The 12,976-nt window shown below is 63.1% G+C and carries 14 protein-coding genes; 2 read left to right on the plus strand and 12 right to left on the minus strand.

Annotated features, from left to right (window positions below; translation table 11 throughout):
- Positions 1-10: 10 nt before the first annotated feature.
- Positions 11-985: a Bug family tripartite tricarboxylate transporter substrate binding protein gene (locus tag AC6LJW_RS03140; protein ID WP_498086492.1), complete on the minus strand. Its 975-nt coding sequence runs from the start codon at positions 983-985 to the stop codon at positions 11-13.
- Between the two features lie 125 nt (positions 986-1,110).
- Between AC6LJW_RS03140 and AC6LJW_RS03145 the strand changes: the two genes are divergently transcribed.
- Positions 1,111-2,061, plus strand: a complete 951-nt coding sequence (locus AC6LJW_RS03145; protein ID WP_498086493.1) for a LysR family transcriptional regulator — start codon at positions 1,111-1,113, stop codon at positions 2,059-2,061.
- A gap of 3 nt (positions 2,062-2,064) precedes the next feature.
- On the opposite strand, the gene AC6LJW_RS03150 is transcribed toward AC6LJW_RS03145, so the two are convergent.
- From AC6LJW_RS03150 to uvrB, 11 genes are all read right to left on the minus strand, one after another.
- A complete protein-coding gene (locus tag AC6LJW_RS03150) occupies positions 2,065-2,949 on the minus strand; it encodes a methylglyoxal synthase (RefSeq protein ID WP_056562398.1) in 885 nt (294 codons plus the stop codon).
- A 163-nt stretch (positions 2,950-3,112) separates the two neighbouring features.
- A complete protein-coding gene (gene iscX, locus AC6LJW_RS03155; RefSeq protein ID WP_056562403.1) occupies positions 3,113-3,307 on the minus strand; it encodes a Fe-S cluster assembly protein IscX in 195 nt (64 codons plus the stop codon).
- Positions 3,307-3,648, minus strand: a complete 342-nt coding sequence (gene fdx, locus AC6LJW_RS03160; protein WP_013394592.1) for an ISC system 2Fe-2S type ferredoxin — start codon at positions 3,646-3,648, stop codon at positions 3,307-3,309. Before fdx ends, iscX begins: the two co-directional genes overlap by 1 nt.
- Positions 3,649-3,657: 9 nt before the next feature.
- Entirely contained in the window at positions 3,658-5,520 is a 1,863-nt protein-coding gene (hscA, locus tag AC6LJW_RS03165) for a Fe-S protein assembly chaperone HscA (RefSeq protein ID WP_498086494.1), read from the minus strand.
- Between the two features lie 72 nt (positions 5,521-5,592).
- Positions 5,593-6,105, minus strand: a complete 513-nt coding sequence (gene hscB / locus AC6LJW_RS03170) for a Fe-S protein assembly co-chaperone HscB (protein ID WP_498086495.1) — start codon at positions 6,103-6,105, stop codon at positions 5,593-5,595.
- 3 nt (positions 6,106-6,108) lie between these two features.
- Entirely contained in the window at positions 6,109-6,432 is a 324-nt protein-coding gene (gene iscA / locus AC6LJW_RS03175) for an iron-sulfur cluster assembly protein IscA (protein ID WP_056562412.1), read from the minus strand.
- A gap of 2 nt (positions 6,433-6,434) precedes the next feature.
- Positions 6,435-6,839, minus strand: coding sequence for a Fe-S cluster assembly scaffold IscU (gene iscU, locus AC6LJW_RS03180; protein ID WP_056562415.1), 405 nt, complete (start codon positions 6,837-6,839; stop codon positions 6,435-6,437).
- A gap of 33 nt (positions 6,840-6,872) precedes the next feature.
- Positions 6,873-8,084 (minus strand): IscS subfamily cysteine desulfurase, encoded by a 1,212-nt coding sequence (locus AC6LJW_RS03185; RefSeq protein ID WP_056562418.1) that lies wholly within the window; start codon positions 8,082-8,084, stop codon positions 6,873-6,875.
- 21 nt (positions 8,085-8,105) lie between these two features.
- Entirely contained in the window at positions 8,106-8,645 is a 540-nt protein-coding gene (iscR, locus tag AC6LJW_RS03190) for a Fe-S cluster assembly transcriptional regulator IscR (RefSeq protein ID WP_056318865.1), read from the minus strand.
- A gap of 192 nt (positions 8,646-8,837) precedes the next feature.
- Positions 8,838-9,329 carry a low molecular weight protein-tyrosine-phosphatase gene (locus AC6LJW_RS03195; protein ID WP_006386176.1) on the minus strand — a complete coding sequence of 164 codons (492 nt, stop codon included), beginning with the start codon at positions 9,327-9,329 and terminating at the stop codon, positions 8,838-8,840.
- 252 nt (positions 9,330-9,581) lie between these two features.
- Positions 9,582-11,648 (minus strand): excinuclease ABC subunit UvrB, encoded by a 2,067-nt coding sequence (gene uvrB, locus AC6LJW_RS03200; RefSeq protein WP_056562421.1) that lies wholly within the window; start codon positions 11,646-11,648, stop codon positions 9,582-9,584.
- A 75-nt stretch (positions 11,649-11,723) separates the two neighbouring features.
- Between uvrB and AC6LJW_RS03205 the strand changes: the two genes are divergently transcribed.
- Positions 11,724-12,923, plus strand: a complete 1,200-nt coding sequence (locus AC6LJW_RS03205) for an amino acid aminotransferase (protein WP_498086496.1) — start codon at positions 11,724-11,726, stop codon at positions 12,921-12,923.
- Positions 12,924-12,976 lie beyond the last annotated feature (53 nt).

Consider the following 12,976-nt stretch of genomic DNA (forward strand, 5'->3'; position numbering starts at 1 on the left):
CCTGCCGTAGTCACTGTTCCGCCTTCAGCCCAATGGTGTTCGCCGCCTGCGTCCATTGCGCGGTTTCCTGCTTGAAGAAGTCATCCAGCTTCGACGGCGCCACCTGGAAGGCCTCGGCCCCGCGCTCCTGCATCGCTTTTCGAAACGCGTCGCTGGCCACCACCTTGGCGACCGCGGCGCGCAGCGTCTGCACCACGTCGTCCGGCGCGCCGGCGGGCGCCTGCAGCGAGAACCAGAACTTCAAATCCAGACTGGGGTAGCCCGCTTCCTTCAACGTCGGCACGTTCGGCAGCAGGGGCGATCGTTCGGCCGACGTGATGGCCAGCGCCTTCAATCGGCCGCCTTGCACCTGCCCAATGCTGGTGGACATGCTGTCGAACAGAAAATCGACCTGACCGCCGATTACGTCCGTCACCGCATTCGCGCTGCCCTTGTAGGCCACGCCCACAGCCTGGAAGTTGGCCAGCTTCTGCAGCGACGCGCCGTACACATGCGGCGAGCTACCCGGCCCGAACGTCGCATAGCTCAGGCCATGCGGCGCGCTGCGACCGCGCTCGACCAATTCGGCCAGCGTATTGACGGGGGTGCGCTCGGGGTTCACCACCAGCAGGTTCGGCATGGCGCCCGTCGTACCGACCGGCACATAGTCCTTCAACGGATGCATCTTGGCGCTGGGATACATCAGCGGATTGATGGCCTGCATGGCCACCGTGTTGTGCATCAGCGTGTAGCCGTCGGCCGGACCATTGAGCACGCTCTGATAGCCCACATTGCCGCTCGCACCCGGCTTGTTCTGCACGATGACCTGCTGTCCCAGTTCGTGCGACAGCGGCTCGGCCACCAGCCGCGCGATGAAATCCGTCGGCCCGCCCGCCGAAAACGGCACGACCAGCGTGATGGGCTTGGACGGCCACGCATCCGCAAACGCGGGCGCGGGCAGCGCCGAGCAAGCGAGGCAGGCGGCAAAAATTTTGTTGAGTGTCATGACGTCTCCTGTGGTTCTTCTTGGATGACGCTCATTATCGGAAGCGGATTGCTATATTAGAAATACCGTTTAAATATGCGGGCCATAACAAAAACATGATGGCCTGCCTCTTTCCGGAGCCCTTCATGTCCATGTCCATACGCGCGATGCAGTGCTTTGTCGCGGTGGTGTCAACGGGTTCGATCAGCCGCGCCGCGGCGGCGCTGCATGTGGCCCAGCCTGCGCTCAGTTTGCAGATCCGTAACCTGGAGGAAGAACTGGGCGTCGTGCTGCTCTATCGCAGCGCCCGCGGCGTCACGCCCACCGCAGCGGGCACGCGCCTCTTGGCGCACGCGCGCGAAATCCTCGGCCGCATCGATGCGGCGCGCGCGGACGTGCGAGAAGACCTCAGCGCCCCGCGCGGCACGGTGTCGCTGGCCATGTCGATGTCCATGGCAAAGATGCTGACCGTGCCATTGCTGCGGTTCAGCCTTGCCCATTGGCCGGGCGTCTACTTGAAGATCATCGAATCCAGCACGGGCTATATCCCCGGCTTTGTCAGCTCAGGCCACGCCGATCTGGGACTGACATTCAGCGATGAGGCGTCCGTCGATCTGCGTTTTCAGCATCTGATCGACGAGGAACTGGTGGTCGTTTCGCCGCCCGTGGCAAAACACGCTAAACAAGCTAAACGCGCGTCATCGGAGCTGGCTGCACTGCCGTCCATCAGCTTGCGCGCGCTGTCCGCGTTGCCGCTGGTGCTGCCGGGCAATCCGCACAGCCTGCGCCGCTTGCTCGATCAATATCAGCAGCGCGAACAGGTTGCATTTCGTGTCATTGCCGAAGCCAACGCCATCCCGCAGCTGATCGAGCTGGCGCAGGCCGGCGTCGCCCATACGATCCTGTCGTTTGAAGCGGTGCGCCAGGAGGCCGAACGCGGCCTGGTGCAATTGCGGCGGATCAGCCGGCCCCGGCTGACCCGTCCGGTCTTCCTGTGCCGTTCGGATGTGCTGCCGCTGTCGATGGCAGCGGCAGCCGTCGCGGACCGCGTCGCCCGCATCATCACGGACGCAGGGCCTGCCGCGGCGCGCGCGTAGCGCTCAAACGATCCGCTTTTCGACCGCTTGCGCCCAGCGCCGCGCAACCGTGGGCGACGTCGCGCATGTGGCCGACTCGGTCACCACGCGCACCGCGCGTTCCAGCAACTGGATGTCGGCCTCGTGCTGGCGCGCGACATGGGGGTCTTCGAAAAAGATGACGCGCTGGCACTGATGCTCAAGCACCAGTTCCGCGATCTGCGCATCGCCACCCAGCGGTCCGCTCAGGTAACGATGCACCCACGGCGTGTCCTTGGGCCAGCCGCGCGACCAGGCCAGCTCATTCAGCCGGCCACCCGTCGTGCCGGTGGCCACGCGCCGCGCAAAGCGCGAAAGCACATCGAAATGCTCGCTGGCAAACGCCACCATTTCGTCCTTGAGCGCATCGTGGGCGATCATCGCCAGCGTCTGACCCGAGAAATTGAAGTGGCGCGACGCCGACGCGTCCGGCGCCAGCCCGGCGTGGATGCGTTCAACTTCCATCCATTCGATGGCGCCAGCCAACGTCGAGATGAACGGACGGCCGTGCGTGATGCACTGCCGCTTGAGCGCCAGCGCTTCGGGAAAAATCGACGACGGGTCGACGGGATCAATCAGGTAGATCGCGCCGTCAAATGGCGCCTGCCCATCGCGCCCTTCGGTCACGCGCGCCACCAGCTTCATCAGGCCGCCCTCGCGGCCATAGGGATAGCGGATCAGGCCGGGATAGCCCTGCAGCATGCCTTCGCGCACGATCGCATCATGGGTGCGCCCGACCGTGTGCAACTGCACACCCAACTCGCGGATGGTGGACGAGCACGCACGCAGCCAAGTGAACAAGGCAGCGTCGGGGGTTTCGTGGTGCAGACGATTGGCGGCCAGGCCAAAACGCAATTGGGCAGCGGGCATCGGTAGACTCGGCTGGAAAGGTCAAACAAACGGATCCCCGATGATACCGTGGCCCACGAGACGACGGCGTGTCAGACGCAGGACCGCGCTCGAGCCTGTCCGCAGCATGGCGGCAGCGCCCAAAAAAAACGCTCCCAACAGGGAGCGCCTTGCGCAGCCGCAATCAGTCGGCTTCTTCGATCCAGGCCATCTGAATGGCCTCCAGGATCTTCTCGCCGCAATGGGCGGGATCGTCGCTGAAGCCCGGCAGAGCCATGACCCAGTCGCGCAGCTGCGTGAAGCGCAGCTCCTTCGGGTCGACGTCAGGATGCGCGTCGTACAGCGCGGCCGCAATCTCGTAGGTGTCGGTCCACTTCATCAATGGCCCTCTTTGGCGTGATTGATCGTGTACTTGGGAATCTCGACTGTCAGGTCAGCGTCGGTCACCAGCGCCTGGCACGACAGGCGCGACGTCGGGGTCAGGCCCCAGGCCTTGTCCAGCAGGTCTTCCTCGTCGTCCGTCGCGTCTTCCAGCGACGAATAACCCTGCTTGACCACCACATGACAGGTCGTGCAGGCACACGACAGTTCGCAGGCGTGCTCGATATCGATGTGGTTGTCCAGCAGCACGCGGCAGATCGACACGCCCTTGGGCGCATCTTCGATCACCGCGCCTTCGGGACAGTAGTCGGGATGAGGCAATACAGTCAGTTTCGGCATAACTTCTTATTAGGCGATTTCGTCTAGTTTGCGGCCGGCCAACGCGGCGCGGATGCTGCGGTCCATGCGGCGCGCGGCAAAGTCGTCGGTGGCGGAGGACAGCGCTTGCACGGCTTGCGTCACCGTGTCCACGTCCTGGGCCTGCTGCGCCGCGATCGCGGCTTCCAGGCACTCGTCCACCCGCTTGCGTTCTTCCGGCTCAAGCAGGTCGCCATCAACGGCCAGCGCCGCCTGCACCGATTCCACCAGCTGGCGCGCGTCGACTTGCTGCTCGCGCAACATGCGCGCCTTGGCGTCGGTATCAGCCTGCGCCACGCTGTCGGCCAGCATCTGCGCGATCTCGTCATCGGACAGACCGTAAGACGGCTTGACCGACACCATCGCCTCTACGCCCTGGCTCTGCTCGCGCGCGGTGACGCTGAGCAAGCCGTCCGCATCCACCTGGAAGGTCACGCGGATACGCGCGGCGCCGGCCACCATGGGCGGAATGCCGCGCAGTTCGAAGCGCGCCAGCGAACGGGAATCCGCCACCAGGTCGCGCTCGCCCTGCACCACGTGAATGCTCATGGCCGTCTGGCCATCCTTGAACGTCGTGAATTCCTGGGCGCGCGCCACTGGAATGGTGCTGTTGCGCGGAATGATGCGTTCGACCAGCCCACCCATCGTTTCCAGGCCCAGCGACAGCGGAATCACGTCCAGCAACAGCCAGTCTTCGCCCGGCGCCCGGTTGCCCGCCAACAGATTGGCCTGCAGCGCGGCGCCCAGCGCCACGACCTGATCCGGATCCAGATCGGTCAGCGGTTCCGTGCCGAACACCTTGGCCACCGCGGCGCGCACGACAGGCATACGCGTCGCGCCACCCACCATCACCACGCCGCGCACGTCGGCCGCCTTCAGCGACGCATCGCGCAGCGCGCGGCGCGCCGTGTCCAGCGTGCGCTCGATCAGCGGCTGGGCCAGCGATTCAAACTCGTCACGGGTAAGCGTCAGCGCGACGTCGCGCCCGCCCGACAGCGCCAGGTTCAGGCTCGTCACGTCGGCGTCCGACAGCGTTTCACGCGCGGTGCGCGCGGCCATCAGCAAGCCGCGGCGCTCGGCGGGCGACAGTTCGCCCAAGCCCAGCTTCGCCACGGCGTGATCCGCGATCAAGACATCGAAATCGTCGCCGCCAAGCGCCGTATCGCCGCCTGTGGAGATCACTTCGAACACCCCCTGCGTCAGGCGCAGGATGGAAATATCAAACGTGCCGCCGCCCAGGTCGTACACCGCGTAGACACCCTCGGCGGCATTATCCAGCCCATAGGCAATGGCGGCCGCGGTCGGTTCATTCAAAAGGCGCAGCACGTTCAGGCCCGCCAAGCGCGCGGCGTCTCGCGTGGCTTGGCGCTGTGCGTCATCAAAATACGCAGGCACGGTGATGACCGCGCCCACTAGGTCGTCGCCCAATACGTCTTCGGCGCGCTGACGCAGCACCGCCAGGATCTGCGCGGACACTTCCACGGGGCTCAGGTCGCCCTGCGCCGTGCGAATCCGCACCATGCCGGGCGCATCGACAAACTCATAAGGCGCGCGCGTTGCCTGCGCCTCTTCCAGCGAGCGACCCATGAAACGCTTCACGGACACAACCGTGTTCAGCGGATCCTCGGCCTGCTGAGCCAGCGGCTCACGGCCCGTCGTGACCTTGCCGCCAGGGAAATATCGCACCGCCGAGGGCAGCAAGGCATGGCCTTGCGCATCGGGCAGCACTTCAGCCACGCTGCTGCGCACGGCAGCGACGAGCGAATTGGTGGTGCCCAGGTCAATCCCGACCGCCAGCTTGCGCTGGTGCGGCGCGGGCGACTCGCCGGGCTCGGATATCTGCAATAAGGCCATGATTCTGTTTTTCTGGTCAGTAGGCCGCGCCGGACAGGCGCCCATGACGGGAACGCCCCAGCGCGCCGTTGGCTATCCTGCGGGCTGCACGTGGGCCAGCTCCTGCGCCAGCTTTTCCACGAACATCCATTCCCGCACCTTGCGCCCGGCCGCCGCGTAATCGCGTTCGTCATCCAGAAGGCGCGTCAGCGTGGCGCGCATCTCTGCACGCGCATCGTCCAGTTCGGCTTGCAACGCTTCCAGGACGCTGGCGTCATCGCGCCCATCATCCAGCATCTCGCGCCAAGTCATCTGCTGCATCAGGAAAGCCGCGTCCATCGACGTGTTGCTTTCGGTCTGCAGGTCCACGCCCGCCTGCTCGCACAGGTAGCGCGCCCGCAACAGCGGATCCTTCAACTCGCGATAAGCCTCGTTGGCACGAGCCGCCCATTGCATCGCCACGCGGCGTTCCGCCGGGCTGGCCGTGGCAAAGCGGTCGGGGTGCACCTTCGCGGCGACGGAGCGCCAGGCGTGTTCAAGCGCCTGGCCGTCCAGGTCGAATCGTGCCGGCAAGCCAAACAGGCTGAAGTGATCGTCACCAGCCAAGACTTACACCGTGAACGACTCGCCGCAGCCGCAGGTCGCCTTCTCGTTGGGGTTGCGGAACTTGAAGCCTTCGTTCAGGCCCTCGCGGGCGTAGTCCAGCTCCGTGCCATCGAGGTACGACAGGCTCTTGGGGTCAATGAAGACCTTCACGCCAAAGCTCTCGAAGACGACATCTTCCGACTCGACCGCGTCGACATATTCCAACTTGTAGGCCATGCCGGAGCAGCCCGTCGTCCTAACGCCGAGCCGCAAGCCGATACCCTTTCCGCGCTTTTGCAAGTAGCGGCCGATATGGGTGGCAGCCTGTTGGGTCAGGGTAACGGACATGATCAGCCCGCCACAGCTTCGGCGGTGACCGAATGCTTTTCTTTGTAGTTCTGCACCGCGGCCTTGATCGCGTCTTCGGCCAGGATGGAACAGTGCACCTTCACCGGCGGCAGGGCCAGTTCTTCGGCGATCTGCGTGTTGCGGATGTTCATCGCTTGATCCAGCGTCTTGCCCTTGACCCATTCGGTCACGAGCGAGCTGGAGGCGATGGCCGAGCCACAGCCGTAGGTCTTGAAGCGCGCGTCTTCAATCACGCCGGCTTCGTTCACCTTGATCTGCAGCTTCATGACGTCGCCACAGGCCGGCGCGCCCACCATGCCGGTGCCCACCGAGTCGTCCGACTTGTCGAATGAACCGACGTTGCGGGGGTTTTCGTAGTGATCCAGAACTTTGGTGCTGTAAGACATGTTAATTCTCCACGTATATCAAGGCGCGGGCGCTTAGTGCGCGGCCCACTGCACGGTGTTCAAGTCGATGCCTTCCTTGGCCATTTCCCAAAGCGGCGACATATCGCGCAGCTTGCCAACCCGGCTCTTGATCAGTTCGACCGCAAAGTCCACTTCCTTCTCGGTCGTGAAACGACCCAGCGTGAAGCGGATCGAGCTGTGCGCCAGTTCATCGTTGCGGCCCAGGGCGCGCAGCACGTACGAAGGCTCCAGGCTGGCCGAGGTGCAAGCCGAACCGCTGGAAACCGCAAGCTCCTTGATCGCCATGATCAGGGACTCGCCTTCGACGTAGTTGAAGCTCACGTTCAGGTTATGCGGCACGCGCTGGTCCATGTCGCCGTTGAGGTAGACCTCTTCGATTTCCGACAGGCCGTTCCAAAGGCGATCACGCAGCATGCGAATGCGCTCGTTTTCGGTGCCCATTTCTTCGCGCGCCAGGCGGAAGGCTTCGCCCATGCCGACGATCTGGTGCGTGGCCAGCGTGCCCGAGCGGAAACCGCGCTCATGACCGCCGCCGTGCATTTGCGCTTCGATGCGGATACGCGGCTTGCGGCGCACATACAGCGCGCCGATGCCCTTGGGGCCGTAAGTCTTGTGCGCCGAGAACGACATCAGGTCGACCTTCAGCTTTTGCAAGTCGATTTCCACCTTGCCGGTCGCCTGAGCGGCGTCGACGTGGAAAATGATGCCCTTTTCGCGGCAGATCTCGCCCAGCGATTCCACGTCCTGGATCACGCCGATTTCGTTGTTCACCATCATCACGGACACCAGCACGGTATCGGGACGCAGCGCAGCCTTGAAGACATCCAGGTCGATCAGGCCGTTGTCCTTGACGTTCAGGTAGGTGACTTCGAAGCCCTGGCGCTCCAACTCACGACAGGTGTCCAGAACCGCCTTGTGTTCCGTCTTGACCGTGATGATGTGCTTGCCGCGCTCGGCATAGAAGTTGGCCGCGCCCTTGATGGCTAGGTTGTTGGATTCGGTGGCGCCGGAGGTCCAGACGATTTCGCGCGGGTCGGCATTGACCAGCTTGGCGACTTCTTCGCGGGCGCGTTCGACGGCTTCTTCGGACTCCCAGCCAAACGCATGGCTGCGCGACGCCGGGTTGCCAAAGTTCTCATAGAGCCAGGGCACCATCGCGTCGACGACGCGGGGGTCAACGGGCGTCGTGGCCGAATAATCCAGATAGATAGGACGGGTGGTCATTTCTACAACTCCTGATACTTCTTATACGGTGGCGTTGGCAGCAACAGTGGTGGTCGGAGCGTTGGCGGCGGTAGCGCCTCCCACCCGGTTCACACGCACTGCGCAGGCCTGCGCTTGATTCGTGGCTTCCTGCAACTGGCGCACGCGCTGCTGATCGACGAGATCCTGCAGGGACACCGAATCCAGGTAATCCACCATCTTGCGATTCAACGTAGCCCAGAGTTCATGCGTCATGCACTTGCCCGGCTTGCCGTCGTTGCCGCTCGTACAGTCCCGCTTGCCGCCACAGCTCGTGGCGTCCAGCGGTTCGTCGACGGCGAAGATGATGTCTGCAACAGTCACATTGCGCGCCAGACGCGCAAGCGAATAACCGCCGCCCGGGCCGCGGACGCTGTCCACGAGCTCGTGACGACGGAGTTTTCCGAAGAGCTGTTCCAGATACGAAAGCGAAATGTTCTGACGCTGGCTGATGGCCGCAAGAGTGACCGGGCCGCTATGCTGCCGCATAGCCAAGTCGATCATGGCAGTCACGGCGAAACGCCCTTTGGTAGTTAGCCGCATGGTGAATTCCCTGTGATTCCGGCAATGGCCGCCAGCGAATCCAGCGGTCAATACCCGAGTAATTGGCTCAAGTATAGCCTATTCCCGACTAATTTGGTATGGCTCCCAGCTACAAAAAACCGCGCATCTGCGCGGTTATTTACTGCCTTGTGCCTTGAGAGCCGCCCTGCGAGCGGCTCTGCAACCGGCCGATCAGGCAGCCTGGTACTGGGTAGCGCGCTTGCGGACCAATTCGAGGACGCCCTGACAGGCATCTTCCAGGTAGTCCAGGACCTTGCCGAAGCCGTCGGCGCCGCCGTAGTACGGGTCGGGCACGGTGGCTTCTTCGAACTCATTGGCAAAGCGCATCAGGAGCATCAGCTTGTGCTGGTACGCCTTGGGGCATTGCTGCTGCATGGCGGACAGATTGTCCCAATCCATGGCGAGGATAAGATCGAAGTCACGGAAGTCTTCCGCGGTGACCTGACGCGCCTCGCAGTGAGTGATCTCGTAGCCGCGCTTACGTGCCGCAGCCTGCGCCCGGGCATCAGGCGCCTCGCCGATATGAAACGCGTGCGTGCCCGCGGAGTCGATGCGAACAACATCGCCCAAACCCGCGTCATTCACCAAATGGCGAAACACGCCCTCTGCGCTCGGCGAGCGACAGATATTGCCCATGCAAACGAAAAGTACCTTGGTCATCATGGGAGCAAGTGTGCGGGAAAACCCGAGATAAGGCAAGCTTTTTTTGCACTCGCGCAATTGATGCAGCGCAAATTCAAGGCCCACATAACAACAACAAAATCATGGACTTGCAAGCTTATATTCAGGTACCCCATGAGACTCAAGCAGCGCAAAATTCCGGAATGGTTACACCATGATGGCAACGCACCACTTTTTGCACAATTTCAGCCTGCAGTAAGCAACGAGACATGACTTGAAACGTACGATCCGACCCTAAACTGCCCCGTCGAGCAACACCCGTTGCTTGAGCGCATTGAGCGAATCTCGCGCGGCCGCGGCCTGTTCAAATTCGAGGTTGCGGGCGTGGTCCATCATCAGTTTCTCCAGGCGCTTGATCTCGCGCGCCAGGGCCTTCTCGTCCTTCAACAATTCCGCAGGCACCGCCGCTTCCAGCGTGTCGTGCTGTGCAGGCGCCACGATACCGTCGATCAGTTCGCGTACTGCCTTATGCACACCGCGCGCCGTGATGCCGTTGTCGACGTTGAATTGCAACTGCTTCGTGCGCCGGCGCGCGGTTTCGTCCATGGCGCGCTTCATGGAATCCGTGATTCGGTCGGCATACAGAATGGCGTGACCGTTCAGGTTGCGCGCCGCGCGCCCAATGGTCTGAATGAGGCTGCGCTCTGAACGCAGGAAACCTTCCTTGTCCGCGTCCAGGATGGCCACCAGCGACACTTCCGGAATGTCCAACCCTTCGCGCAGCAGGTTGATGCCCACCAGCACATCGAAGGTGCCCAAGCGCAAGTCGCGCAGGATTTCGACGCGCTCGACCGTATCGATGTCCGAGTGCAGGTAGCGCACCTTCACGCCATGCTCGCTCAGGAAGTCGGTCAGGTCTTCGGCCATCCGCTTGGTCAGCGTCGTGACCAGCACGCGGTCGCCTTGCGAAACGCGAGTCTTGATCTGGCCCAGCAGATCATCCACCTGCGTGCGGGCAGGCAGCACCTGCACGATCGGGTCGACAAGCCCCGTGGGACGCACCACCTGCTCCACTACGTTGTCCGCGTGCTCCTGCTCGTACGCGGCCGGCGTTGCCGATACGAACACGCATTGGCGCATCCGGGTTTCGAACTCCTCGAGCTTGAGTGGACGGTTGTCCAGCGCCGAGGGCAGCCGGAAGCCGTACTGCACCAGCGTTTCCTTGCGCGAGCGGTCGCCGCGGTACATGGCGCTGAGCTGGCCGATCGTGACGTGGCTTTCGTCAATGAACATCAGCGCGTCGGACGGCAGGTAATCAATCAGGGTCGGTGGCGGGTCGCCCGGCGCGGCGCCCGACAAATGACGCGAGTAGTTCTCGATGCCTTTGCAGAAACCCAGTTCCTGCAGCATTTCCAGGTCGAAGCGGGTTCGCTGTTCAAGACGCTGGGCCTCCACCAGGTGACCATCATCGACGAAGCGCTTGACGCGTTCGCGCAGCTCTTCCTTGATGGTTTCGATGGCGCGCAGCACGGTATCGCGCGGCGTCACGTAGTGCGAGCCAGGATAGACGGTGAATCGCGGCAACTTCTGGCGGATGCGGCCCGTCAGCGGGTCGAACAGTTCCAGGGTTTCGATTTCGTCATCGAACAACGTGACACGCAAGGCGAGCTCGGCACTTTCCGCCGGGAAGATGTCGATGGTCTCGCCGCGCACGCGGAAAACCCCACGCGTGAATTCGGCATCGTTGCGCGTGTACTGCATGGCAACCAGGCGCGCGAGAATCTCGCGCCGGGCGATCTGGTCACCGGCGCGCAGGATCAGCACCATCGCGTGATAGTCGCCGGGGTTACCGATACCGTAGATGCACGACACCGTGCCCACGATGATCGTGTCGCGCCGCTCGAGCAGGCTCTTGGTGGCCGACAGCCGCATCTGCTCGATGTGTTCGTTGATGGACGAGTCCTTCTCAATGAACAGGTCGCGCGTCGGCACGTAGGCCTCGGGCTGGTAATAATCGTAGTAAGAAACGAAATACTCCACCGCGTTCTTCGGGAAGAACTCGCGCATTTCGGCGTAGAGCTGCGCGGCCAATGTCTTATTGGGTGCAAGGACCAGCGCCGGGCGGCCCATGCGCGCGATGACATTGGCCATGGTGTAAGTTTTGCCTGACCCGGTCACGCCCAGAAGCGTCTGGTACATGAGACCGTCTTCGACACCCTGGGTCAGCCCTGCGATGGCCGTGGGCTGGTCCCCCGCCGGCGGATAGGGTTGATAGAGATGAAACGGGCTGTCAGGGAAATCGACGAATCCCGGACCTGCGGCGGGAGCCCCCGCGCTTGGGTCTATTGCGCTCTTAGGCATGCTAGACTGTTCCAGGGTAAACCCCCCATTATCCACAGCACTTCGTACTGCGTCCACCCACCTCATCAGAGTCTCATGAGCACCCTATTCGATTCCGTCGAGCTCGCGCCGCGCGACCCCATTCTTGGCCTGAACGAACAATACAACGCGGACACCCGCCCCGGTAAAGTGAACCTGGGTGTGGGCGTGTATTACGATGATCAGGGACGGATCCCGCTCCTGGGCGCAGTGCGCAAGGCTGAAACCGCCCGCATCGAGGCCGCTGCTGCTCGCGGCTACCTGCCGATCGAAGGCATCGCCGGCTACAACGCCGGTGCGCAAGCGCTGCTGCTGGGCAAGGATTCCGCGCTGGCCGCCGCCGGCCGTGTGCTGACCACGCAGGCACTGGGCGGCACCGGCGCCCTGAAGATTGGCGCCGATTTCCTGCGCCAGTTGCTGCCGGGCTCCAAGGTTCTGATCAGCAACCCCAGCTGGGAAAACCACCGCGCCCTGTTCGAGCGCGCCGGTTTTGAAGTCGGCACCTATGCCTATTACGACGCCACCACCCGCGGGCTGAACTTCGAAGCCATGCTGGCCGACCTCAAGGCCGCGCCCGCCAAGACCGTCGTTGTGCTGCACGCTTGCTGCCACAACCCCACCGGCGCCGATCCCACCCCCGATCAGTGGAAGCAAATTGCCGCTGTCGTAAAGGACAACAACCTGGTCCCGTTCCTGGACATCGCCTACCAAGGGTTTGGCGACGGCTTGACGGAAGACGCCTCGGTCGTGCGCCTGTTCGCCGACCTGGACATGACCATGTTCATCAGCTCGTCGTTCTCGAAGTCGTTCTCGTTGTATGGCGAGCGCGTTGGCGCACTGACTGTCGTGGCCGGCAGCAAGGACGAAGCCACCCGCGTGCTGAGCCAGCTCAAGCGCGTCATCCGCACCAATTACTCCAACCCGCCGACGCACGGCGGCACGGTCGTCTCCACGGTGCTGAACACGCCCGAGCTGTTCGCCCTCTGGGAAGAAGAACTGGCCGGCATGCGCGATCGCATCCGCCTGATGCGCGCGCAACTGGTCGACAAAATCAAAGAGCACGGCGGCAAGCAGGACTTCAGCTTCGTGCTGAAGCAGCGCGGCATGTTCTCGTATTCGGGTCTGTCCGCCGCTCAGGTGGACCGGCTGCGCGAAGAACATGGCGTCTACGCCGTGTCCAGCGGCCGCATCTGCGTGGCCGCGCTGAACAGCGGCAACATCGACAAGGTCGCAGCCGGCATCGCGGCCGTGCTGTAAATCGCCAGGCGGCGCCGCGCCGTCTTCAACCAAAAACGGGACCTGCGGGTCCC

This window comes from Achromobacter sp. 1012554356 (assembly GCF_059760815.1).